Raw genomic sequence first — 23,876 nt, forward strand, 5'->3', positions numbered from 1 at the left:
TCCCTAAAAAAACTGAACTATGAAAATTTTGACGGGAAAACAAATCCGAGAAGCCGATCAATATACCATTGCCAACGAACTAATTTCGTCTATTGATTTGATGGAACGAGCATCCATTGCATTATCCGACGAGCTAGAGAAGGTAGTTCGTAAATCAACTCCATTACTTATTATTATAGGGAAAGGTAACAATGGAGGCGATGGTTTGGCTATGGCTCGTATTTTATGCGAAAGAGGATATCATTGCAGTGTCTATTGTCTATTCGAAGAAGATGTTCTGAGTGAAGATTGCAGGGAGAATCTTCATCGGTTACCTCCAGCAGTGAGTTTATTATCTCCCGATTTTGTTGTTGCAGACGATGCTGTAATAATCGATGCCATTTTCGGATCAGGTATTCGTGGAGTAGTTTATGAACCTGCTGCATCTGTCATCAGAAGAATTAATCAAATTTCGAATCCAGTTATTTCTATTGATCTCCCTTCGGGCATGAGTACCGAATGGCAGCAAGAAACAGATACTCTGATTCGGGCTGATTATACATTAACTATTCAGTTTCCTAAACTAGCGATGCTATTGCCCGATTATGGTCAATTTTGTGGCGAAGTGCGTATTGTTCCAATTGGTTTGAGCGAAACTTATATTGCTAAAGCAGATAGTAATTTGTTCTACTGTGATGAGGAATATATCAAATATTTATTAGTGACGAAAAGAGATAAATTCTCTTATAAAAATAAATTCGGTCATACTCTTCTGATCTGTGGATCGAAAAATATGAGCGGTGCAGCTACTTTAGCAACAGGTTCGGCACTTCGATCGGGTTGCGGATTGGTTACAACGCATATCCCATATTCGGAAAGAATAGGTATAATGACTAATTATCCTTCGGCAATGCTGAGTTTCGATGATCGGGATTGTTTCTCTCGTTTTCCTTATAATATCGGGGATTATTCATCAATTGCAGTAGGTTGTGGCATAGGCCAGTTGGACGAAACAGTCAGTGCTTTAGAGAAACTTCTGAAATCAGCAAAAGTTCCAATGGTTATTGATGCCGATGCTTTGAATATAATTGCAGCGAGTGATAGTCTTAGAAAATATATCCCTAAAGATTCAATCTTGACTCCTCATGTTGGCGAACTGAGACGATTGATAGGCGAGTGGGGTAGTGAGCAGGAAAAATTTGAGAAAGTACAAAATTTCTCATCTGAGATTGATTCCATCGTAATTGTTAAAGGAGCATATACAGCTATATTTTGCCCCGATGGTAGTTGTTGGTTCAATTCGACGGGTAATGCAGGTATGGCTAAAGGAGGAAGCGGTGATGTACTTACCGGCTTATTAGTAGGATTGCTTGCTAGAGGTTATAACTCTGTGGATGCTGCAAAAGTAGGAGTATACATACATGGATTAGCGGGAGATCTTGCAGCTGCTGATTTGGGGCAAGAAGCAATGAATAGTAAAGATATAATCGATTATTTACCTAAAGCTTTTCAGCAGTTTGAACAATAAACAAAAAAAGATTGAGTTTCTTTCGAAACCCAATCTTTTTATATATTCGATTTTTTTGTATCGTTCTCAGATTAGCAACCGCAACCACAGCCTGAACCGCAGCTACCGCCTTCTTCTTCGTCAGAACCGCAACCACAGCTAGAGCCACAACCGCAACCTCCACCTTGAGGTGCAAGTAATGCTGCTATTTCTTCTGGAGATGCTTCTTTAACTGTCAATACTTTTCCTTCGAAGTGTAGAGTTTCGCCAGCTAGAGGGTGATTGAAGTCCATTGTAACTACATCATCTTTAACAGCTACTACCGAACCATTCAAACGGTTGCCATTAGCATCCATCATAGGTACAGTGTTACCTTCGAAAACTACGTCTTCGTTCAATTTGCCATCTACTTCGAAGATGTTGCGTGGAAGATCAACTACGCTTTCGTCGTCGTATTCGCCGTAAGCCTCTTCTGGAGTTAGTGTGAATGCGAATGCATCACCTTCGCCCAATCCTGCAAGATTATTTTCGAATGCAGCTAGCATCGAGTTTGTTCCATAGATAAACTCTAGTGGAGTCTCAGCTGTTGCACGTTCCATCAATTCGCGCTCTTCGCCTTCGCCCACGTTCAAATCGTAAGTTAACGATACAAATTTATGAGTTGAAATTTTCATTTTTGTTGGTTTGGTTTTTTAGTTTATTAATGATCGATTCGTAAGAATCTGTATTTATTTATTTTATTATTATACTTGCAATTATTGTGCCGTAAATTATATAACAAATCAAAACGAAAATCTATCGACTTGAAATCGCTTTTTTTAGATTGTTTAATGCTTTTTCAATAATTGATCGTGGGCAACCCACATTCAGACGCATGAATCCTTCTCCTCCCGGTCCGTATGTAGTACCGCTATTTAGTGCTAATTTAGCATCATCAACAAAGAGATGATTTAGCTCTTCCTGAGTAAGCCCAAGTTCACGACAGTCGAGCCATACCAAGAATGAAGCTTGCGGTATCATTGCTTTTATCTGTGGAATATTTTCTTTCAGATAATCGTCTACAAATTGAATGTTGTTCCAAATGTATTGTTTTGCTTCATCTAACCATTCGCCACACTTATTATATGCAGCTTCGGTTGCCGTATAGGCAAAAATATGGCCTTGGTGCAATTCACTTGCTTCAAGGTATGCATGGAACTTTTGTCTGATGCTTTCATTTGGAATTACAGCAAAAGAACTTACTATTCCTGCAATGTTGAATGTTTTGCTGGGAGCCATAAATGTGATACTATGTTGCGCAGCTTTTTCCGATACCGATGCATATGGAATGTGTTTATGACCATCGTTCTCGTATGCCAGATCGGAATGTATTTCGTCAGATATGACAAGAATATTGTGCTTGTCACATATTTCAGCCAAATTGACTAACTCTTCTCGTGTCCAGACTCTTCCACCGGGATTGTGAGGGTTGCAAAGAACAAGAACCTTCGATGTTGAATCCAGTTTCTTTTCTAAGTCTTCCAAATCCATTTTGTATTCTCCTGCCTCCAGTTTCAGCGGATTATTTACTACTTGTCTATTGTGTAGTTCGGTAGTAATACGGAATGGATGATATACGGGCGGTTGTATAACGATTCCATCACCTTTCTGTGTAAAGCAATCGATAACAAAAGCTATTCCTTTTACTATTCCGGGTATGAAGTTGGCCCATTCTTGTTGGATATGCCAATCGTGACGATTTTTCAGCCAATTGACAATCGAGTCGCAATATTCTTGAGACGGTTTTGTATAGCCGAATATACCATGTTCTACACGTTTGAGCAGAGCATCGATTATGGGCTGAGGCGATTTGAAATCCATATCAGCAACCCACATAGGTATAAGATCTGTTCTGCCGAAATTGATTTCCAGCGATTCAACTTTTATAGCTTGTGTTCCGCTACGATCGATAATCTGGTCAAAGTTATATTTCATGATGTTTTGAAATTTACGAAAATTGTGGGGTCAAAGTTACGAAAAATAAATAGAGGCAATGTTGTCTTTTATACTAAAAAGCCGTAGCTAAATTCAGCTACGGCTCTTCGAATACTTAATCAATCTACACTCTCATGAGTGAAAGGGTATCTTGTTATTATTTTTCAGAAAGATAGCTAGAGATACCTTCTTGAGTTGCTTTTAGAGCTTTTTCTCCTTTTTTCCAGTTTGCAGGACAAACTTCGCCGTGCTCTTCTACAAATTGTAGAGCGTCAACTACGCGGATAGCTTCTTCTACGCTACGTCCTAGAGGCATATCGTTTACTACTTGGTGACGAACGACACCTTCTTTGTCGATCAAGAATAGGCCGCGGTATGCTTGTGGGTTTCCTACGAAAATATCATCACCTTCGTCGTTATAGTCAAATGAACCAGCTAGTACGTCGAACGCTTTTGAGATCATCAAAGTTTGGTCAGCTACAAGCGGATATTTTACACCTTTGATACCACCTTCGTTTTGTGGAGTTTGAAGCCATTTCCAGTGAGCGAATGCTGAGTCTGTAGAAGCTGCTACTACAGCAACATCACGAGATTCGAATTCAGCGATTTTTTCTTGGAATGCGATCAATTCAGTTGGACAAACGAAAGTAAAGTCTGCTGGATAGAAGAAGAACAATACATATTTTTTGCCGATGAATTGTTCTAGTGAAAAGTTTTCTACAATTTCGTTACCGTTTACTACTGCACCAGCGTTGAATACAGGTGCTTTTTTACCTACTAATACTGACATGTTTTAATGTTTTTAAGTTATTTATATTGGAAATTTTTATCTCAATTTTCTTATACAAAAATAACCTTTAAATACGTTCATGTCAAATAGATAAATTTCATTGAGTATAGACGCAATTTATCTATGATTATTTTTGATAGGCATAGTGACCGGTTATCTTCCAGGCAAAAAGACAGTTCTGTAAAACTTGTCCTCCACCTATGTTGTGAACAATTAGTGGAGTCTTTTTATCAGACTTCGATTTTTGTGCTACAACGATACCAATATGTGTCATGCCATTTGGTAATAGCCAAGTAACAATATCGCCCGGTAGATAATCCTCGGGATTCATCGTGATTGGTTTTTCTTGACCCTTTTGGCTGAAAAATACTTGCAGATTCGGTACTCGCCTATGGTCAATGTTGGTATCCGGAGAATTCAATCCCCACATCTTTTTGTTCGGATATTTCGAGAAATTGACTTTTATATCTTCGTGCAATTCTTTTTGCAAATCGATCCCCAATTTGCGATAAGCACGAATAACTACATCGGTACATACACCTCTGTCGGGAGATACATCTCCGTTTGGATAAGGAATGCGGACATAGGCCGGATCGTAGATTATTCTTCGGTCGATAATACTGATCGCAGCATCCGATAGTTTCATGAAAAAAGTATCTATATGAGCGTACTCGCCAATTGTTTCGACCTGATCCTGAATGCTCTGATCTTCTTTCCGATTCTGTGCACAAGATGTTGTCGTCAGACAAATTAAGAATAATAATAGGCAATACTTTTTCATGGGTCAATCGGTATATGCAGTTATTTGTGTATAAGTTAAGATGAAAAAAGAAATAGAACTATTTCATTGCAAGATATTTAACTTTTTTGATCCATTTTTCTCTTTGTTCAGGAGTTGATTTCTTGATAATGGCCAAATAAGTTGTTCTTATATTCTTAATGCCGCAGAATGCACCAATACTTTGGCGTATCATATGTCCGCCGATATCTTTTACTATCCATTTGTAGTACCATATGGGCGAATCCATTGTACTGATGATTTCGGATGTTTTGCCTTTTAATAGTTTTATTGGGAATGGCGATTTATCTTGATATTGGAATGTAAATCCAGGTAAGAATACCCGTTCGATAAATCCTTTCATCAAAGCTGGCGGAGCCGCCCACCATGTAGGGTATATCCAAACAATATGTTCGGCCCATTGTATCTTTTCCCAAGCATCAATTAAATCAGGTTCCTGATCAGTTCTTTTGCGGTATCCATGCTGTAATATTGGATTGAAATCCATTTCCGCCAAGATTATTTCCTGTACTTCGTCGCCCTTGCTCAATGCACCTTCTTTGTATGCATTGTGCAAAGCAAAGCAGAAACTTTCTTTATCGGGATGTCCGTTTATGATCAGTACCTTTTTCATTGATTAATGCATCTAATCGTCCTTCAAAGTAGGTAAACTTAAATGATATTTTGTTGCAATGAATCGTACAGCAATAACAACAAATACGACTATTATTTCAGTTAGAATAAAATCGATTCCTAGCCATAGGCAGAAAGCAAACACCAGACATCCTATAATACATGCCATAGCATATAATTCCTGAGTAAATATAATCGGAATCTCGTTGATCAGGATATCCCTTATGATACCTCCAACAATACCGGTGATTGTCGCCATAAATATACCCACCCATACTGGATAACCCAACGCCATTGTTTTTGCATAACCTACTACTGTAAATAATCCCAGCCCGATGGCATCAAACCAGAAAATGGTATTGTTGAGATGGACAAGTATTTTACGAAAGAAAGCAACGATCATAAAGGCTACTAGTGTACACCATATGTAGTGGCTTGATAGCATCCAAAAAGGAGTTTGATCTAGCAGAATATCGCGTGTAGTACCCCCGCCAACGGCTGTGACAAAACCTACTACAATAGCACCAAACCAGTCGAATCTTTTTGCTGAGGCTAGTCGTATCCCACTTATAGCAAATGCTACAGTACCTAGAGCCTCAAGTATATAGGTGATTTGAACGTGCTCAAAACTTGATGAAAAAATATCAGGATTCATGACAATTAATGCAGATGATATTTAGACTTTTATATCAATTTATGATTTCGCCACTACCAATACAGAGTTTCGACTCACTGTCGTAGATCACGCCAAATTGTCCGGCTGCAATTCCCTGTATCTTGTCTTCCGAATGGATACGATAAATGTCGCCGATTTTTTCTAGTTGACCATGTGTGAATTCGGGTGTATGGCGTATTTTGAAGGTAATGTCCTTTTTACCTTCGAAGTCGCCCCATATATCTTCTGTAATAAACGAAAAAGCTCCGAGATTTACAACTTTTCCGTACTGAGTTTCAGGATCGTATCCGTTAGATACGTATACTATATTACGATTTGTGTCTTTTTTGATTACATGCCAAGGGCCACCACTCAATCCTAAGCCTTTGCGCTGACCGATTGTGTGAAACCAGAATCCTTTGTGTTTACCAAGTATGTTTCCTGTCTCAAGCTCAACAATCAAGCCTTCTTTTTCGCCCAGATAACGACCTATGAAATCGTTATAGTTGATTTTACCCAGAAAGCAAATACCCTGACTGTCTTTACGCATTGCCGAAGGAAGTCCTTGTTCGGCCGCAATGGCACGAACTTCACTTTTCAGCAAACCTCCGATAGGGAACATCAATTTTGATATTTGCATATTATTGATCTGCCCCAAGAAATAAGTCTGATCTTTTACCTGATCTTTGGCAGTCGAAAGCCAAGTTTTACCATCTATTTCGGTTGTTGTTGCATAGTGTCCGGTTGCAATTTTGTCGAACTCGTGTCCCCATTTTTGTTCGAAACATCCGAATTTGATCATCTTATTACACATCATATCCGGATTAGGAGTCAGACCGCGGCGAACAGCTTCTACCGTATAACTGACTACGTTTTCCCAATATTCTTCGTGCAAGGATACTATTTCGAATTTACATCCGTATTTCTTTGCTATATACGAAGTGATTTCAATATCTTCTTCGGCAGGGCAGTCGATATACCCATCTTTATCTTCCATTCCGATACGGATATAGAAAATTGTAGGATCATAACCTTGTTCTTTCAGCTGATGGACTACCACCGAGCTGTCGACTCCTCCCGAAACTAATGCTGCTATATTCATTTTATCTTATTAATCTGATCTTTTCTGATACAATAACAATCTTACCAGATTTTTGTTTTGGCGAATGACTTAATTGCTCCTAATCCAAAGCTAAATCCAGTGCGAACAAAAAACTGACGTTCCCCTTTCGAAACGTTCATGTCATAACCTGCTTTGACGAAGAAAAACTTATAGTCAAAGTATATATTCGGAGTTATCACAACTCCGTCTTTCCCGTGTCGGTGATTGAAAATATAACCGGCATCGCATCCTAAAAGGACTGTAAATTTAGTTCTGTTGAAAAGTGACTCGCTCAGGAATGATGTGATCTGTATAGGTTTGATGTTTATTCCCGATACAGGCGAACTTCCTCCCGTATAATCGATCCCTCCTGAAACGAACGTATTTAGAAAATTCTTTTTGTGCAGGTAAGGATATGAAATGTTGGCTGCAAACTGAATGGCATTTCCTTTGCCTTTAGCATCAGCATACTGTGCTCCGATTCCTATAAATTGGGCCGAGCATGTAAGAGATATTAGTAAAAAAGTAATTATTCCGATGAGCTTCTTCATATCAGTGTATAGTTTCTGTCGCGACTACAAAAGTACATATTATTTTCGGTTTATTTATTCTCTGCGATTTGTGAATCAGTTGATTCCTGCTTTTCTGCTTCTAAATCAGCTTTTGACTTACTTGTCGTAACAAGGTAAACCCCACCGAATATAAAGATTGCAGCAATCAATTTTTCTATTGTAAATTTTTCGCCCATAAGTGCAATTGCCACAATAGATGCAATCAGTGGTTGCAAGTTGTTGTACATAGATATTGTTGTCGGACGTATACGTCGCTGTGCAAGAGGTATCATAACGTAAGTGAAAAATGTAGCTCCAAACAGTGCAAATGCCATGAAAGCAAGAGGTAACCAATCGGTCTGATGATAAACCGGAGAATCTATCATGTCTTTTCCCCACAATGGCAAGATTGCTATTGCGGCAAAGAGAAACATCCATTTCATCATGGTGATTGATGAATACTTATCGGCAAGAGGTCTGGTAATAACCAGATAGAACGAGTAGAACAACTGAGCACTAAGTATTGCTATGTCGCCTTGTATACTGCTTGCTTGTGAAGAACTGACATTGTGTGCTGTATAGACAAGGATAATAGCTCCTAATCCTCCAAGGAAAACTCCGCCTGCTTTTTTGAATGTAATCGGCTCACCGAGAATAATTGCAGCGATAATCATTGCAAACAAAGGGCTGCTTGTAGTTATGATAGAAGCATCTACCGGCGATGTTTGTCCCAATCCGTATGCAAATAAGCTTTGATTGAGCAGCATCCCACAAATTCCCCCGATCAGCAGAACCAATAGATCTTTTTTCTGCACTTTTTCTTTGGGCATGGTCAGAGAAAGAAGCCAAAAAGCTGCTGCTGCAAAAGCCATACGCGAAGCAGTCATTCCGAAAGGAGTGATCATTTCGTGAGCATAGAGATATTTGTTGATGGGTATATTCAATCCGAATACAGTCATCACAACCAGCATAATGAGGTGGCCTTGTTGTTTTGGAGATAATTTCACTTATAGTTTTCTTCTGATTGTTTATGAATTAATGCCCTGTTTTGGCCAGTACTACTACCGGCACAAAAAGGGCATTGTTTTTCTGTTTTATAAGAGCTAAAATAACTCTTAGTATGGTTTTATTATTTCAACCATTGATCGAACCAACGGAAGAATTCGTTTTGGAACAGAACTCCATTCTGAGGTTGAGTAATCCAATGGTTTTCGTCAGGATAGATCAAAAGACGTGCCGGAATATCGCGAAGTTTTGCAGCATTGAACGCCATCATGCCTTGCGAAGCCAGAATGCGAAAGTCTTTTTCACCATGGCTGATCATGATTGGTGTATCCCATTTGTCAACGAATAAGTGCGGAGAATTTGCGTATGAACGTTGAGCAATTTTATTATTGCGATCCCAATACGATCCACCTAAATCCCAATTAGCAAACCACATTTCTTCAGTTTCAAGGTATTGTGCTTCAAGATTGAAGATACCTGCGTGTGCAAAGAATGCTTTGAAGCGTTTGTTGTGATTTCCTGCCAACCAGAATGTCGAGAATCCTCCGTAGCTTGCACCTGTACATCCTAAACGATTTTCGTCAACAAATGGTTCTTTAGCCAATTCGTCGATAGCTGCAAGATAGTCTTTCATATTCTGACCACCATAGTCGCCACTGATTTGTTCGTTCCATTCTTGTCCGAATCCTGGTACACCATGACGATTAGGCATTACAATGATATAGCCATTTGCAGCCATAATTTGAGGATTCCAACGATAAGACCAGAACTGGCTTACAGTGCTTTGAGGACCTCCTTGGCAATATAGAAGTGCCGGGTATTTTTTCGCAGGATCGAAATTTGGCGGATAGACTACCCAAGTAAGCATCTTCTTGCCATCGGTAGTTGGAATCCAACGAGCTTCTACATTAGCCATTGTCAGTTGAGACAAGATATGTTCATTCTCGAAACTCAATTCGGTAGCTTCGCCCGAGGTTTCGTCTACTGCATAGATTTCGTTAGGTTTTGATAATGAGTGACGAACTGCAATCAGTTTGTTTTCGCCAGCTAAAGCAACAGATTCGTAATCGAAATCACCTTTAGTGATTGTTTTAATCTCTTTCGTTGCAATATCCACTTTATGAATATGTGTACGTGCTTCTACGCAAGATACGATATACAAACTTTTGTTGTCAGTATTCCATGTGATAGCGTCAGTATTGTAATCAAAGTTTTCAGTCAGATAAGTTTTTTCGCCAGTTTCCATATTCATCACGAATAGGCGATTTTTATCCGATTCGTATCCGTCACGCTCCATACTTTGCCAAGCCATGTATTTTCCGTCAGCCGAAAAAGTAGGATTGATATCGTAACCCATCATACCTTCAGTAAGGTTGCGAGTTTCTTTGGTCTCAAGATTGTAAAGATAGATATCCGAATTTGTTGATTCAGCATATGCTCTACCAGTTTTCTTGCGAGATGTATATGCTATTGATTTCCCGTCGGGAGTCCAAGAAAATTGCTCGGTTCCGCCGAAAGGCAACATAGGGCTTTCAAAAGGTTCGCCTTCAAGGATGTCGAAATCATTAGTAAGCGTATTTTCGTCGAAGTTAGCGATAAACGGATGAGGAATTTCTTCAATCCATGTATCCCAATGTTTATACATCAAATCGTCAATAATCAGTCCGGTAGCTTTTGTCAGCTGAGGATAACGGTCTGCTGTACGTTCGCCGTACTTTATATTTTTGATATAAAGGATTTTTGTTTCGTCAGGCGAAAACATAAAACCATTGATACCTCCGTCAACGTTGCTGATTTGTTTGCGGTTAGTTCCATCCGGATTCATTTCCCAAATCTGGGATGAGCCGTTTTCGCTGCTAAGGAATGCAATTTTTTTGCCTTCATTAAACCATATAGCATTATTCTCGCTCTTCGGAGTCTGAGTGATCTGTACTTTGTCCGATCCATCCACATTCATTGTGAATAGTTCACGATTAGTTTTGTTTTGTTCAACACTCACATAAGTTACTCCGTACAAAATACGTGATTTGTCGGGCGAAATTTGTACATCAGACAGTCGGCCAAAGCTGTAAAGTGCTTCGGGTGTCATAATTCCGTTTTCGATCTTAATAGAAGACTTACCAATCAGTGGCGCTGCGTCCTCTGCCGGCTTCTCTTTCGTGCCACAGGCAAGCATTGTTGCTCCTAGAGCTAAGGTCATAACTGTTTTAAATTTCATATTGACTAAAAATATTTGATATTTTCAAATTTGATATACAAAGTTAAACTTTATTCCTTTAGATTAAACTGTTTCTAAGAGCTTTGTAGTTTAATTCAGTCTGAAGTAGGTGTATTATTTATCAAATTGTTAACTTTGCTGGCATCAATATTATGAGTTGCTTAATACAATCAGTTCTTATAGAGAAATAAAAAGTATAAATGTTAGATACAGAAAAATACGGTCTGGTGTTAGAAGGTGGAGGTATGCGAGGAGTTTTTACCTGTGGAGTGTTGGATTATTTCATGGACAATAAGCTGAAATTTCCATACGTAGTTGGTGTCTCGGCCGGAGCCTGCAACGGATTGTCGTATATGTCCAATCAACGTGGACGAGCCAAATATAGCAACATAGACATGTTGGAAAAATATAAATATATTGGATTCAAGCAATTGATTCTGAAAGGAAATATCATGGACTATGATTTATTGTTCCATACGTTTCCCGAGAAGATATTACCATACGACTACGATGCCTATGCCCGATCGGAAGGTCGTTTCGAGATGGTAACGACAAATTGTCTGACCGGGGAAGCTAATTATTTTGAAGAAAAGAATGATCCCAAGCGAATAATTGATATTGTAAAAGCATCGAGCAGTTTGCCTATTGTTTGTCCGATTGTATATGTAGATAATATTCCGATGCTGGATGGTGGGTTAGTAGACTCAATTCCATTGGAAAGATCAATATCGCAAGGATGGGATAAAAATGTAGTGGTATTGACTCGTAATAAAGGATATCGTAAAGAAGCTAAAAAGGCGAAGCTTCCTCCGTTTATGTATCGAAAGTATCCTGAAATCCGCAGAGTCTATGCCGAGAGAAATACATTATACAATGCTCAACTCGATTTGGTAGAAAAGATGGAAGATGAAGGCCGCGTTTTGGTGATCCGTCCGGAGGAGCCGGTTGAGGTAGATCGTATTGAGAAGAATACAGCTAAATTATTGAAACTGTATAATCAAGGATACAAGATGGGAGAACAGCTTATGTCTCAATATAAACGATAAAGATATGATTACATTAGAAGTTTGTGCAAATTCGCTAAAATCGGCTTTGGCAGCTCAGGTTGGAGGAGCAGTCAGAGTTGAGTTGTGTGATAATCTGGGTGAAGGCGGAACAACGCCTTCGGCAGGAACAATTATTCAGGCTAGAAAACAGCTGGATATTCAGTTGTTTGTCATTATCCGTCCTCGGGGCGGTGATTTCTTATACGATGATATTGAATATCAAATTATCGAACGTGATATTCGCTTTTGTGGTGAAGCGGGTTGCGATGGAGTTGTATTCGGAATTTTGGATCGACAGGGAAATGTCGATTTCGAACGTAACAGTAAGCTTGTGGAAATAGCTAACAGTTATGGGATGAAGACTACTTTTCATCGTGCTATTGATCGGTGTAACGATATTATCGGGAGTCTGGATGCGGTAATAGAGGCTGGATTCGATCGGATTCTAACTTCGGGCGGATATGAGACAGCTCTTCTGGGCGCAGATGTTATTCGCAAAATGATAGAAAAATCAGAAGATAGGATATCTATTCAACCGGGAGGAGGAATCACTGAAGACAATATTCAGGAGTTAGTCTCGAAAACCGGCTTAAGTGAATTTCACGGATCATTCAGAAGCCGTTATCCGTCCAAGATGGAATATTGGAACAATACAATAAATGATCCGCAATCGGAAAAAGAAATATGGCAAACAGACGAGGCTAAAGTGAAAAATGTTATAACTTTGGCCAATCAAATAAAGACCTAATTTACGACAAGACTATGAAAAACCTTAGATTACTGTTTTTAATCATTTTACCGTTAATTTTATTAGTATCATGCTCCGAGAAGCATTTCCTGAATGATGAGATTTATAGGGATAAAGTGCATGAGCAATTTCTAAAGAGAAAAGATTTTGCAAAGAACAGAAGTGAACAGCTTTTTTCAGTTTTTGAGAAGCCTGATTTGACACTTGAACAGCGTGAAGCTTTGGAGTTCCTGTATGCTTATATGCCTTTGACCGACTTGGCTGATTATGATGGCGAATTTTTTCTAAAACAAGTAGATGGAGCTTTCGAAGCTCGTGAATATTTTGACTGGGGAAAAGATATACCCGAAGATATTTTCCGTCATTTTGTATTAGTGTATCGTATAAATAACGAATATTTAGATACCGCTCGGACTGTCTTTTTCAAAGAACTGAAAGATCGTGTAAAAGGCATGTCGATGACTGATGCAGCATTAGAAGTTAATCATTGGTGCCACGAAAAAGTAACTTATCGAGGAACCGATGGACGAACATCAGCACCTTTAGCTTTGGTTAAAACTTCGTGGGGACGCTGTGGCGAAGAATCAGTATTGACGGCAACGGCTTTACGTGCAGTAGGAATTCCGGCTCGTCAGTGTTATACTCCTCGTTGGGTGCATACCGATAGCAATCATGCTTGGGTTGAAGTTTGGATTGATGGCAAGTGGCAGTATCTTGGAGCTTGCGAGCCCGAAGCTGAATTGAATGTTGCATGGTTCACCGCACCATCCAAGCGAGCAATGATGGTGCATACAAATGTTTTTGGATTGTATGACGGACCCGAAGAAAATAACAATAAAACCGAATTATATTCGACAATAAATTTGACAACCAATTATGCGGAAACACGGGTTTTGGATGTCTTGGTAGTTGACGAAAATGAACAACCGGTAAAAGATGCGACAGTTCAGTTTAAAGTTTATAACTATTCCGAATTTTACCCGATAGTTAAGTCTAAAAGTGATGCTGGAGGTAAAGCCTCAATCATTACAGGATATGGCGATGTGTTAGTTTGGGCTTCTATAGGAGACCGGTATGGCTATGTAAAATCCACTTCAGATGTTAATTCTGTAAAAGTGATTTTAAATCGTGTACAAGGAACAGAATACGACGAAATGATCGAAATGAATCCGCCGAAAGAGGAAACTGCGAAGGCATTATCTGCAGATAAAATCAAAGCCAATGCAATCCGTTTGGCTCAAGAAGATTCGATACGCAATGCCTATATGAGTACATTTGCAGGGGAAGCTGAGGCTGAAAGTTTGGCACAGAAGACTAACTTTGATAAACAAAAACTATCAAATTATTTGACTGCAGCTCAGGGAAATTGGAAAGAGATATACTCTTTTATTGAAAGTGAAAAAGATAATCAATACTTGTTCTCATTCTTAGAGTCGCTACTCGATAAAGATTTGAGAGATACACCTGCTGCATATCTGAGGGACCATATTAGCGATGTAGGCAAAGTGAAAGAAGGTACTCCAGAAAATATGATTGCAGAATATATTCTGTCGCCACGTATTGGTTTGGAACTGATCACTCCTTGGCGTAAGAAATTGCAAAATGTCTTAGGTAATGATAAGATTATGCAATATCAGAATAATGTGTCCGAATTGGTGCAGTTTGTAAAGGACTATATCCGAATAAATGATACGGATAATTATTACAATTGTAGAATCACACCTTGGGGAGTGTATGAACTTAAAATATCGGATAAACAATCGCGCGATATATTTTTCGTAGCAGCTTGTCGCAGTTGTGGCATCCCTGCTCGATTGGAAAAGGCAACATCTAAACCGCAATACTTCGATGGGGGGCGTTGGGTTGATGCTGTATTCGAACAACCGATATTGAATAGTGTAAATCCAATGGCAAAGGTTGTATTCGTAAACTCTAAAAATAATGTAGTGATGCCAAGTTATGAGAATCACTTCACTTTAGCTCGCTTCGATAATGGCGATTTCCGAACACTAGACTTCTATGGAGATCCTAATCTTGCTAAATATCCGGCAACATTGACTCTAGAAACAGGATATTACAGATATATGGTTGGTAGTCGTGCTAATGATGGTTCGGTAACAGCTAATATTTACTATTTCGAATTGAAAGAAGGCGATAGCAAGAATATCGAGATTGTATTGCCCGAACCCGAAGGAAAAATGCAAGTTATGGGTATTGTGGATATGAATTCGATTGTACAGTTGGCAGATGGAACGAAGAATACATTGAAAGAACTGTCGAATGGTAAAGGTATTATTTTATGCTTTGCTGATCCGGGTAAAGAACCTACGAAACATATTTTGCAGGATTTACCTGCACAAGCTCAGAGCTTCGACCAATGGGGCGGGGGAGTATTGTTTATGGTTCCAGACGATAAATTGAGCGTAGCATTCGATGCAACGGCTTTCAAAGGATTACCAAATAGTACACTCTGGGGAACCGATTTTGGACGTACATTGCTTGGACAGGCTGCGGGAGCATTGCAAGTAGATGTCCAAGATAATTTTCCGCTAACTCTCTATCTGAACGATAATGGAGGAATACTATATTATTCGTTAGGATATAGAATCGGTATAGGTGAAAATCTATTGAGAACAATTCGTGCCGAAGAAGCAACAAAGAAATAATCAGGTTATATTTAGATACGAAAATAGCTGGGTGATGAATCGCTCAGCTATTTTTCTTTTATCTTTGTATTAATATGATCGGAAGAGTAAAAGAATATATCGGAGTGAACCAATTATTACAAGCTAAAGAACGGGTAATAATCGGAGTAAGTGGTGGAGCAGATTCGGTAGCTTTGCTTGATGTATTAATACGTTTAAAATACGATTGTATAGTAGCACATTGTAATTTTCATCTTCGGGGAGAAGAATCGAATCGCGATGAGTCTTTTGTGCGAGAATTGTGTTGGAACTATGATGTTACGCTCGAAGTGATAGATTTCGATACAGAAGGATATGCTGAAGAACATAATATCTCGATAGAGATGGCTGCACGCGAACTTCGATATAATTGGTTTGAAGAACTTAGACGAAAATATTCAGCCGAATCTATCGCAGTAGCACATCATAAAGATGATTCCGTAGAAACTATTTTGCTGAATCTTGTTCGTGGAACGGGTATTCGTGGTTTGACGGGGATAGCTGCTCGAAATGGAAATATAATCCGTCCATTCCTCTCTGTTTCTCGTGAAGACATTGTATCCTATTTGAGTGAAAAAGGAATTTCGTATGTTGATGATTGTACAAATGCCGAGAATATTTATAGTCGAAACAAGATTCGTTTGGATATTTTGCCATTGTTCGAATCGATAAATCCTTCCGCTAAAGAATCTATACTGAAAACAGCTAAATATCTGACAGAAGTTGAAAGTATTTATCTGGCTTATGTGGATGAGGCTAAAAAGCAAATCCTTGAGAATAATCGAATTGATATACCGAAGTTGATGAATTATGTCGAGCCGAAAACAATTTTGTTCGAGATTCTGCATCCTCATGGATTTAACAGTGATGTCGTTGAACAGATAATGAATTCGGTAGATCGTGAATCAGGGAAAACATTCATATCAAGTGATAAGGTAATGAAAGTTGTCAAAGACAGAGATGTACTGATTATATCGAAAGTTGGAGACGATTTTGCTAATGAATATTTGATTCAGAAAGATGAATGGTTGATTGAAGAGCCTCTTAAACTGAAAATTGAACATGTTGATATAGAAGACTTTGTTGTTGAGAAAGATAAAAATATCCTATTAGTTGATGCAGATAAAATCAGTTATCCTCTAAAGTTACGTCGTTGGCAGCAAGGTGATTGGTTTATTCCTTTCGGGATGAAAGGACGCAAGAAACTAAGCGACTATTTTTCCGATAATAAATTTAGCCTTGTTGATAAAGAATCCAGTTGGTTATTATGTTCCGATGAGGATATTATTTGGTTGGTAGGGCACCGCTCAGACGATCGTTACCGCGTTTCTCGTACAACTAAATCAGTACTGAAGATAACCCTAATTGCATAATTCATCTGGAAGGCAAAGTGTTCGACCTTCTATTTGTATTGTAATATGACTGATGTTGAATTTCTCGTGTATCAATGCCTTTGCGGATTCAAGTATAAGGTCTCTGTCAATATTAGGTTTAACTCTAAGATGTACAGTCATCAGCGGATAATCTGATGTCATCAGCCAAATGTGTAAATCGTGTACTTCTTCCACCCCTTCGATTGATTCTAGAACCTCAGTTACTTTCTGACTGTCTATATTCGATGGCTTGCTTTCCATCAATATATCTACCGACTGCTTCAATACATTCCAACCACTATATAATACCAATACAGAGACAATGATACTCGCAATTGGGTCAGCTATGTACCACTCAAAACTCATAATTAGTATTCCTGCAATAATAGCACCTACCGAACCAAGTAGATCTCCAATAACATGCATAAACGCACTACGTATATTCAAATTCTCACCCGTTGCTGCTTGCGTATGCAGAATCCATGCGACAACAATGTTGATAATTAGCCCAATAATAGCTATGATCATCATGTTGCGTCCCATGACTTCTTGAGGGGTTGATATCCTATTCACAGCTTCGATCATGATGTATGCTGCAAGAATAATCAGAACCAATCCGTTGAGGAGTGCAGCTAATATCTCGAATCGCTTGTAACCATAAGACTTCGACGGAGTCGCTTTTTTCGCACCGAATACAAGTGCGGCCAGGCTTAAACCAAGAGCTGCAGCATCGCTAAGCATATGTCCCGCATCGGAAATCAGGGCAAGACTATTTGTTAAAAAACCACCAACAAATTCGACTACCATAAAAGTCGCAATCAATACAAAACTTAGCGTCAGAGCTTTCTTGTTAGCTTTATAATTGTGGTTGTGTCCTCCGTGTTGGTGAACATGTCCTTCGTGGTTATGAGATGTCTTTTCCATTAGTCTGTCATTGTTTGCTATATCAAAAATAGAAAAAAGGCTGTACAATGACAGCCTTTTACTATAATTTAAGAGATGAAATCTATTTAATTATCTGTCATTCATCGAGATCAAAAACTCTTCGTTGTTTTTTGTCTTGCGAAGTCTGTCGTCTAGGAACTGCATAGCTTCAACGGAATTCATATCCGAAAGGAAGTTACGAAGTATCCACATACGGCTCAGCGTTTCGCGGTCAAGCAACAAATCGTCACGACGAGTACTCGATGCTATTATATCAACAGCTGGGAATATACGTTTGTTCGACAACTTGCGATCTAATTGTAATTCCATGTTACCTGTTCCTTTAAATTCTTCGAAGATAACATCGTCCATTTTTGAACCAGTTTCAGTCAGAGCTGTTGCAATGATTGTCAACGATCCTCCGTTTTCGATATTACGGGCAGCACCGAAGAAGCGTTTTGGCTTGTGCAATGCGTTTGCATCCACACCTCCGGTCAGTACTTTACCCGAAGCTGGTTGAACAGTGTTGTATGCGCGTGCGAGACGAGTGATCGAGTCGAGTAGGATTACGACATCGTGTCCGCATTCAACCATACGTTTTGCTTTATTCAAAACAATCTCAGCAATCTTAACGTGACGATCAGCTGGTTCGTCGAATGTCGAAGCAATAACTTCGGCATTAACGCTGCGTTCCATGTCTGTAACCTCTTCCGGACGTTCGTCGATAAGAAGTACAATCATATAGACTTCCGGGTGATTGTCGGCAATTGCGTTTGCTATATCTTTCAGTAAAGTAGTCTTACCTGTTTTCGGTTGAGCAACGATCAATCCACGTTGACCTTTACCAATAGGAGAGAACAAGTCAACAACACGAGCCGAAAGGCTGTCACCATAACCTTTAGTCAGTCTGAATTTCTCATCAGGGAAAAGAGGTTTTAAGTGATCGAACGGAACGCGGTCGCGAGTTTCGTCTGGAGTGCGTCCATTTAGTCTGTCAACCTTTACTAGAGGGAAGAATTTCTCTCCTTCTTTCGGAGGACGGATAGTTCCTTCTACAACATCTCCTGTCTTCAAACCGAATAAACGGATTTGAGATTGAGAAATATAAACATCATCTGGCGATGACATATAGTTGTAGTCGGCTGAACGAAGGAAACCATATCCTTCTTGCATAATTTCCAATACTCCACAAGCAGTCAGAATGCCTTCAAAGTCATAGACAACTTTGTCGGGTTGTTGGTTATGCTGCTGATTATTGTTGTTATGCTTGTTATTTTGATTTTGTTTATTTTTTTGTTGTTGCTGAGGCTTGTTGTTTGCAGGTACGCTTATCAAGCTTGCTGCATCAGCTTTAACTACTACCTCTGGCTTCTCTACGGGCTCAATAACCGGTGAAGACGGATCAACTTCAAGAAGTGGTAATAATGGTTCCGGTGTAGTGGTCGGTTCGCTATTTTCTCTAGCTTTTTTTGATCTGAAAACCAGTTGGTTTGGTTTTGTCGGTTGTTGCTGTTGTTCCGTATTTTTCTTGCCTTCTTGTTTTTGCGCTTGCGGCTGTTTAGCAACTTCATTCGCTGCAGGCTGATTAGGTACAGGTACAGGCTTTTCTTGTTTTGGAGCTTGTGAAACCTCTTGTTTTACCTCAGGTTTGTTTTGAGCAGCAGGTTGAATATCTATTTGTTCTATTGCAGGCTGTTTTTGAACCTGAACTTGTTTTTGATCTTGTTGCTGAGGAATATTCTTTTTAACCTCTTCTTTCAAAACGCCTTTTTGGGGAGCTTCAGATACAACTTTCTTTTCAGGTTGTTCTTTAGCTTGCTTGTTTTGTTGAGGTTGCTTCTGCTTTTGCTGAGGAGCTCTGTCTTTTTTGTTATCCGAATTGTCTTTCTGATTGTTCTGAGGAGAAGGCTTTTTGGGATTGCTTTTTTTGTCTTCCTTTTTAAGCTCTTCTTGACTCTTATTTCTAGCTTCGATTATAGCTTGCTCATCAAGGATTTTATAGATAAGTTCTTCCTTTTTGTAGGCATCAGGTCGTTTGATTCCCATCTCTTTAGCTATAACGCGCAAGTCCACAGTAAGCTTTTCGTTGAGCTCTAAAATGTTATATATACGCATGTATACTTATAATTTTAATATTGTAATATAATTATTATCAGGTTTTGTATGATATTAAATCAGTGATGTCGATGTTGTATATGTGTCAGCAATTTATCTAATCTTAAATATTCGAATACTGAATATCTTATGATAAGCTGAGTAATAAATGTAATATAGGGTGATTTTGCCGACTATATATAAAATGGTAATTCTCTCAATTCGGCGCTACAAAGATAATGTTTAAATTGAGAATATTGCAAAAAATGCTATAAAAAGAATCAGATTCAATAAAAATACAACGCTAGTTTAGCATTTTATATTGAGATCTATCAAGACTTGTCTGATTTGTTCGTAGGTGGTAATACGAGTTGGAACTAATGGTAATCTCAATTTATTTTCGATATATCCCATCATATTTAGCATGCTTTTCACTCCGGCAGGATTGCCGTCGACGAACAAAAGGTTGAATAGCTCGCTGAAACTGTGGTGTATTGTAAGGGCGCTGTCGTAGTCGCCTTCTAGCGCTAAGCGTGTCATGCGGCTAAATTCTTTAGGAAATGCATTTCCTATTACAGAAATAACTCCTATTGCACCAAGTGTAATCAAAGGGAAAGTGACGCCGTCATCACCCGAAATAACTTCGAAATAATCCGGTTTACGTTTGATGATTTCATCCATCTGACTCATATTGCCCGATGCCTCTTTAATTGCAATTACATTTTCACATTCCGAAGCAAGTCGTAAAGTAGTTTCTGCAGCCATATTTACACCTGTTCTACCTGGTACGTTGTACAGAATGATAGGTAGTGGAGATGCTTCTGATATTGCTTTATAATGCTGATAAATGCCTTCTTGTGATGGTTTGTTGTAATATGGAACTACACTTAGTATAGCGTCAATACCTCTATAATCCTTTGTCTTTAGGTTGTTTATAATAGCTTGTGTGTTGTTGCCACCTTCGCCTATGATTATCGGAATTTGACCATTAACTTTGGTTACAACCATTTCTACAATTTTGTCCTTTTCTTCTTCTGTCAAGGTTGGAGTTTCGGCTGTGGTTCCTAAAACAACCAAATAATCAGTCCCACTTTGTAGTTGATAGCTGATCAGGCGAGACAGTGCATCATAATCGACGCTAAGGTCTTCTTTAAATGGAGTTATCAGAGCAACTCCCATCCCTTTAAGATTAATTTTTGGCATAAATGTAGAAATTCTTAATATCGACTGTAATTTTGTCGTTTTTATATCGAGCAAAGTTACAAATTATTTGTGCTTATGCGAATATTGTTTAAGTATTTTTTTAGTTGTTGATAAGTTTCATTTAAGCTCATCTGGTCTTCTTTGACTAACACGAAGTCGTATAGCTTATGATCTTCGTGGCGTATGCCAACACAGAATTTCGCTTTATTGTATGCTAATAAGTAGTACAATACATATTCGTAAGAGCTTGATAAGTCTATTATTGTATCGTACTGAAGTGCTTCGAAATCAGTCAAAATTTCGGTTGATATAGAACCTAATCTGGAGATGTTTTTGGGTGTGATTTGCTTAATTTCCATTCCTGCCGGAATCGGAATTGCCATACTTTTTTGATCGGCATAGGCCCAAAGTTGTACATTTTTACCTCCGGATTTCAGATCATTGTATATAAGTTCTACATCTTTTATATCTCTGTAATGAAACAGGATGAGAATGTTCCCGAGATTGTCGAAGTCGTAGAATGAATGTTTTCGATCGTAACTTTGTATCAAGTAATCAATCTTTTTTTTTCGTAATAATTTAAACATTGTCGTACGTTTTTTAGTTGATCATTTCCAGAAACGTATCTTCATCAATAATTTTGATGCCAAGTTTTTCGGCTTTTTCCAATTTCGAAGGGCCCATATTATCTCCGGCAAGTATATAGCTTGTTTTTGACGAGATGGAACCACTATTCTTTCCGCCGTTTTGCTCAATCATATTTTTGTATTCATCGCGCGAATGTTTCTCGAATGTACCACTTATAACAATCGTAAGTCCATCTAGTTTATCAGTCTGTTTAGATAATACATCCTCGCTCAAAGAAAACTGAAGTCCGACGGCTCTAAGTCGTTCCAGAACTTCCATATTTGGCTTTTCTTCGAAGTATTTTACTACGCTTTGTGCTATTTTTTCGCCGATTTCGTCAACTTGTACAAGCTCTTCAGCACTTGCACTTATTAGTTGATCTATATTTGGGAAAGCTTTTGCTAGCTTCTTGGCTACTACTTCGCCAACATATCGTATTCCGAGTGCATACAATACACGTTCGTATGGAACATTGATAGACTGTTGTATACTTTTTACAAAATTCTTAGCGCTTTTTTCAGCCCATCGCTCCAATCTTATCAGATCTTGCCATTGTAGCGTATAAAGATCTGCCACGTTTCGTAGCATATTTGCATTGTATAATTGCTCGATGGTTTCGGGGCCGCACTCTATATTCATTGCTTTGCGTGTAATGAAGTGCTCGATCCGTCCTTTTATTTGAGGTGGGCAAGTTGTATCATTTGGACAATAATAGATCGCATCACCGCTAATCTTAGTGAGTTTTGCTCCACACTCGGGGCAATTTTCAATGAAAATTACTTTCTCGTCAAAGAGATTGCGTTTCGATGTGTCTACTTCGGTGATCTTAGGTATGATTTCACCACCTTTTTCAACCGAAACGATATCATTGATATGTAAGTCCAATTGGTTGATATAATCTTCATTATATAACGAAGCACGTTTGACTGTTGTTCCCGAAAGTTTTACCGGTTCGAGATTAGCTACTGGAGTAATGGCTCCGGTGCGACCAACCTGATATGATACCGATAACAGTCTGGTATATGCTTTTTCTGCTTGAAACTTATAAGCTATTGCCCAACGTGGAAATTTTGCAGTAAATCCTAAATTCTTTTGTTGGGTAAGAGAATTTACTTTGAGGACTATACCATCTGTTGCAACGGGCAGATCTTTTCTGTCTTTATCCCATTTGGCGATAAACTCGAAGACTTCGTCCAATGTTTTGCATTTGCGTGTAGCGTCCGATATTTTAAAACCCCACTCGTGTGCCTTCTGTAGATTTTCATAATGGCCATCTGTGGGAAGATCTTCACCTAACATATAATATAGGTATGAATCCAGTTTACGCGAAGCTACGACTTTTGGATCTTGTTGTTTCAATGTTCCCGAACATGCATTGCGCGGATTGGCAAAAAGTTGTTCTTCTTGTTCTTCACGTTCTTTATTTAGTGCATCGAAGACGGCCCATGGCATTAGAATTTCTCCGCGTATTTCAAATTCACGAGGATAGCCATTGCCTTTCAGTTTTAAAGGGATGCTTCTAATAGTACGAACATTGGCTGTTACATCATCACCTTGAACTCCATCGCCACGGGTGACGGCTTGTGTAAGCTGTCCATCTATGTATGTTAGTGATATAGAAACACCATCGTATTTTAATTCGCAAACAATCTCGAAGTCGTCGTTCAATCCTTTTTGAACACGATTGTAAAAGTCGGTAACCTCTTCGCGCGAATAAGTGTTTCCGAGCGATAGCATCGGATACTTGTGAACCACTTGCTTGAATGTTTTTGTGATATCGCTACCTACACGCTGTGATGGCGAATTGGGATCGAAGTACTCAGGGTGCTGATTCTCTAATTCGGTTAGTTCTTTCAACTTTATATCAAAATCATAATCCGATATTGTTGGATTAGATAATACATAATAATTGTAATTATGCGTATTCAGTTCCTCGCGAAGTGCTTCTATTTTATCTTTTATCGTGTTCATAATTCCTTGTTATA

General features: G+C 38.8%; 20 protein-coding genes. 5 read left to right on the forward strand and 15 right to left on the reverse strand.

Annotation, left to right across the window (positions count from 1 at the left end):
- Positions 1 to 19: 19 nt before the first annotated feature.
- Positions 20 to 1,507 (forward strand): NAD(P)H-hydrate dehydratase, encoded by a 1,488-nt coding sequence (locus C1A06_RS01975; protein ID WP_101688536.1) that lies wholly within the window; start codon positions 20 to 22, stop codon positions 1,505 to 1,507.
- 71 nt (positions 1,508 to 1,578) lie between these two features.
- Here C1A06_RS01975 and C1A06_RS01980 read toward each other — a convergent pair whose 3' ends face one another.
- The 10 genes from C1A06_RS01980 to dpp5 all read right to left on the reverse strand — a co-directional run bounded on the left by C1A06_RS01980 (position 1,579) and on the right by dpp5 (position 11,192).
- Positions 1,579 to 2,160: an FKBP-type peptidyl-prolyl cis-trans isomerase gene (locus tag C1A06_RS01980; protein WP_101688537.1), complete on the reverse strand. Its 582-nt coding sequence runs from the start codon at positions 2,158 to 2,160 to the stop codon at positions 1,579 to 1,581.
- A gap of 121 nt (positions 2,161 to 2,281) precedes the next feature.
- On the reverse strand, positions 2,282 to 3,460 hold the full coding sequence (locus tag C1A06_RS01985; RefSeq protein ID WP_101688538.1) for a MalY/PatB family protein: 1,179 nt from the start codon (positions 3,458 to 3,460) through the stop codon (positions 2,282 to 2,284).
- A 157-nt stretch (positions 3,461 to 3,617) separates the two neighbouring features.
- Positions 3,618 to 4,250: a peroxiredoxin gene (locus C1A06_RS01990; protein WP_101688539.1), complete on the reverse strand. Its 633-nt coding sequence runs from the start codon at positions 4,248 to 4,250 to the stop codon at positions 3,618 to 3,620.
- A gap of 127 nt (positions 4,251 to 4,377) precedes the next feature.
- A complete protein-coding gene (locus tag C1A06_RS01995) occupies positions 4,378 to 5,031 on the reverse strand; it encodes a DUF1287 domain-containing protein (RefSeq protein ID WP_101688540.1) in 654 nt (217 codons plus the stop codon).
- 58 nt (positions 5,032 to 5,089) lie between these two features.
- Positions 5,090 to 5,662: an NAD(P)H-dependent oxidoreductase gene (locus C1A06_RS02000; RefSeq protein WP_101688541.1), complete on the reverse strand. Its 573-nt coding sequence runs from the start codon at positions 5,660 to 5,662 to the stop codon at positions 5,090 to 5,092.
- A gap of 12 nt (positions 5,663 to 5,674) precedes the next feature.
- Positions 5,675 to 6,316, reverse strand: coding sequence for a trimeric intracellular cation channel family protein (locus tag C1A06_RS02005; protein ID WP_101688542.1), 642 nt, complete (start codon positions 6,314 to 6,316; stop codon positions 5,675 to 5,677).
- A gap of 34 nt (positions 6,317 to 6,350) precedes the next feature.
- Positions 6,351 to 7,418: a tRNA 2-thiouridine(34) synthase MnmA gene (gene mnmA, locus C1A06_RS02010; protein WP_101688543.1), complete on the reverse strand. Its 1,068-nt coding sequence runs from the start codon at positions 7,416 to 7,418 to the stop codon at positions 6,351 to 6,353.
- 41 nt (positions 7,419 to 7,459) lie between these two features.
- The gene (locus C1A06_RS02015) at positions 7,460 to 7,969 is read right to left on the reverse strand and encodes a hypothetical protein (RefSeq protein ID WP_101688544.1); all 510 of its coding nucleotides are present in this window, start codon (positions 7,967 to 7,969) and stop codon (positions 7,460 to 7,462) included.
- A gap of 50 nt (positions 7,970 to 8,019) precedes the next feature.
- Complete coding sequence (locus C1A06_RS02020; protein WP_101688545.1) at positions 8,020 to 8,976, reverse strand: DMT family transporter; 957 nt, start codon at positions 8,974 to 8,976, stop codon at positions 8,020 to 8,022.
- A 122-nt stretch (positions 8,977 to 9,098) separates the two neighbouring features.
- Positions 9,099 to 11,192 (reverse strand): dipeptidyl-peptidase Dpp5, encoded by a 2,094-nt coding sequence (gene dpp5 / locus C1A06_RS02025; RefSeq protein ID WP_101688546.1) that lies wholly within the window; start codon positions 11,190 to 11,192, stop codon positions 9,099 to 9,101.
- Between the two features lie 200 nt (positions 11,193 to 11,392).
- Between dpp5 and C1A06_RS02030 the strand changes: the two genes are divergently transcribed.
- The 4 genes from C1A06_RS02030 (at position 11,393) to tilS (ending at position 17,043) form a co-directional block, all read left to right on the forward strand.
- Positions 11,393 to 12,238 (forward strand): patatin-like phospholipase family protein, encoded by an 846-nt coding sequence (locus tag C1A06_RS02030; protein ID WP_101688547.1) that lies wholly within the window; start codon positions 11,393 to 11,395, stop codon positions 12,236 to 12,238.
- 4 nt (positions 12,239 to 12,242) lie between these two features.
- Positions 12,243 to 12,986 (forward strand): copper homeostasis protein CutC, encoded by a 744-nt coding sequence (locus tag C1A06_RS02035; RefSeq protein WP_101688548.1) that lies wholly within the window; start codon positions 12,243 to 12,245, stop codon positions 12,984 to 12,986.
- A 14-nt stretch (positions 12,987 to 13,000) separates the two neighbouring features.
- Positions 13,001 to 15,652, forward strand: coding sequence for a transglutaminase domain-containing protein (locus C1A06_RS02040; RefSeq protein WP_101688549.1), 2,652 nt, complete (start codon positions 13,001 to 13,003; stop codon positions 15,650 to 15,652).
- Between the two features lie 74 nt (positions 15,653 to 15,726).
- Complete coding sequence (gene tilS, locus C1A06_RS02045) at positions 15,727 to 17,043, forward strand: tRNA lysidine(34) synthetase TilS (RefSeq protein ID WP_101688550.1); 1,317 nt, start codon at positions 15,727 to 15,729, stop codon at positions 17,041 to 17,043.
- On the opposite strand, the gene C1A06_RS02050 is transcribed toward tilS, so the two are convergent.
- The 5 genes from C1A06_RS02050 to ligA all read right to left on the reverse strand — a co-directional run bounded on the left by C1A06_RS02050 (position 17,032) and on the right by ligA (position 23,862).
- Positions 17,032 to 17,967 (reverse strand): cation diffusion facilitator family transporter, encoded by a 936-nt coding sequence (locus tag C1A06_RS02050; RefSeq protein WP_101688551.1) that lies wholly within the window; start codon positions 17,965 to 17,967, stop codon positions 17,032 to 17,034. The genes tilS and C1A06_RS02050 overlap by 12 nt on opposite strands.
- A gap of 90 nt (positions 17,968 to 18,057) precedes the next feature.
- Complete coding sequence (gene rho, locus C1A06_RS02055; RefSeq protein WP_101688552.1) at positions 18,058 to 20,082, reverse strand: transcription termination factor Rho; 2,025 nt, start codon at positions 20,080 to 20,082, stop codon at positions 18,058 to 18,060.
- Positions 20,083 to 20,370: 288 nt separating this feature from the next.
- Positions 20,371 to 21,264, reverse strand: coding sequence for a 4-hydroxy-tetrahydrodipicolinate synthase (gene dapA / locus C1A06_RS02060; RefSeq protein ID WP_101688553.1), 894 nt, complete (start codon positions 21,262 to 21,264; stop codon positions 20,371 to 20,373).
- A gap of 56 nt (positions 21,265 to 21,320) precedes the next feature.
- Complete coding sequence (locus C1A06_RS02065; RefSeq protein ID WP_101688554.1) at positions 21,321 to 21,851, reverse strand: DUF6913 domain-containing protein; 531 nt, start codon at positions 21,849 to 21,851, stop codon at positions 21,321 to 21,323.
- A gap of 13 nt (positions 21,852 to 21,864) precedes the next feature.
- Positions 21,865 to 23,862, reverse strand: coding sequence for an NAD-dependent DNA ligase LigA (ligA, locus tag C1A06_RS02070; RefSeq protein WP_101688555.1), 1,998 nt, complete (start codon positions 23,860 to 23,862; stop codon positions 21,865 to 21,867).
- Positions 23,863 to 23,876 lie beyond the last annotated feature (14 nt).

Origin of the sequence: Dysgonomonas massiliensis (assembly GCF_900240225.1) — a bacterium.
GTDB lineage: Bacteria > Bacteroidota > Bacteroidia > Bacteroidales > Dysgonomonadaceae > Dysgonomonas > Dysgonomonas massiliensis.

What these genes read in the sequence shown, in the direction of transcription:
- C1A06_RS02030 (WP_101688547.1), top strand. Translation starts at nt 11,393, where the DNA reads ATGTTAGATACAGAAAAATACGGTCTGGTGTTAGAAGGTGGAGGTATG.
- C1A06_RS01990 (WP_101688539.1), bottom strand. Translation starts at nt 4,250, where the DNA reads ATGTCAGTATTAGTAGGTAAAAAAGCACCTGTATTCAACGCTGGTGCA.
- rho (WP_101688552.1), bottom strand. Translation starts at nt 20,082, where the DNA reads ATGCGTATATATAACATTTTAGAGCTCAACGAAAAGCTTACTGTGGAC.
- dpp5 (WP_101688546.1), bottom strand. Translation starts at nt 11,192, where the DNA reads ATGAAATTTAAAACAGTTATGACCTTAGCTCTAGGAGCAACAATGCTT.
- mnmA (WP_101688543.1), bottom strand. Translation starts at nt 7,418, where the DNA reads ATGAATATAGCAGCATTAGTTTCGGGAGGAGTCGACAGCTCGGTGGTA.
- tilS (WP_101688550.1), top strand. Translation starts at nt 15,727, where the DNA reads ATGATCGGAAGAGTAAAAGAATATATCGGAGTGAACCAATTATTACAA.
- dapA (WP_101688553.1), bottom strand. Translation starts at nt 21,264, where the DNA reads ATGCCAAAAATTAATCTTAAAGGGATGGGAGTTGCTCTGATAACTCCA.
- C1A06_RS01980 (WP_101688537.1), bottom strand. Translation starts at nt 2,160, where the DNA reads ATGAAAATTTCAACTCATAAATTTGTATCGTTAACTTACGATTTGAAC.
- C1A06_RS02035 (WP_101688548.1), top strand. Translation starts at nt 12,243, where the DNA reads ATGATTACATTAGAAGTTTGTGCAAATTCGCTAAAATCGGCTTTGGCA.
- ligA (WP_101688555.1), bottom strand. Translation starts at nt 23,862, where the DNA reads ATGAACACGATAAAAGATAAAATAGAAGCACTTCGCGAGGAACTGAAT.
- C1A06_RS02015 (WP_101688544.1), bottom strand. Translation starts at nt 7,969, where the DNA reads ATGAAGAAGCTCATCGGAATAATTACTTTTTTACTAATATCTCTTACA.
- C1A06_RS01985 (WP_101688538.1), bottom strand. Translation starts at nt 3,460, where the DNA reads ATGAAATATAACTTTGACCAGATTATCGATCGTAGCGGAACACAAGCT.
- C1A06_RS02040 (WP_101688549.1), top strand. Translation starts at nt 13,001, where the DNA reads ATGAAAAACCTTAGATTACTGTTTTTAATCATTTTACCGTTAATTTTA.
- C1A06_RS02005 (WP_101688542.1), bottom strand. Translation starts at nt 6,316, where the DNA reads ATGAATCCTGATATTTTTTCATCAAGTTTTGAGCACGTTCAAATCACC.
- C1A06_RS02050 (WP_101688551.1), bottom strand. Translation starts at nt 17,967, where the DNA reads ATGGAAAAGACATCTCATAACCACGAAGGACATGTTCACCAACACGGA.
- C1A06_RS01995 (WP_101688540.1), bottom strand. Translation starts at nt 5,031, where the DNA reads ATGAAAAAGTATTGCCTATTATTATTCTTAATTTGTCTGACGACAACA.
- C1A06_RS01975 (WP_101688536.1), top strand. Translation starts at nt 20, where the DNA reads ATGAAAATTTTGACGGGAAAACAAATCCGAGAAGCCGATCAATATACC.
- C1A06_RS02000 (WP_101688541.1), bottom strand. Translation starts at nt 5,662, where the DNA reads ATGAAAAAGGTACTGATCATAAACGGACATCCCGATAAAGAAAGTTTC.
- C1A06_RS02065 (WP_101688554.1), bottom strand. Translation starts at nt 21,851, where the DNA reads ATGTTTAAATTATTACGAAAAAAAAAGATTGATTACTTGATACAAAGT.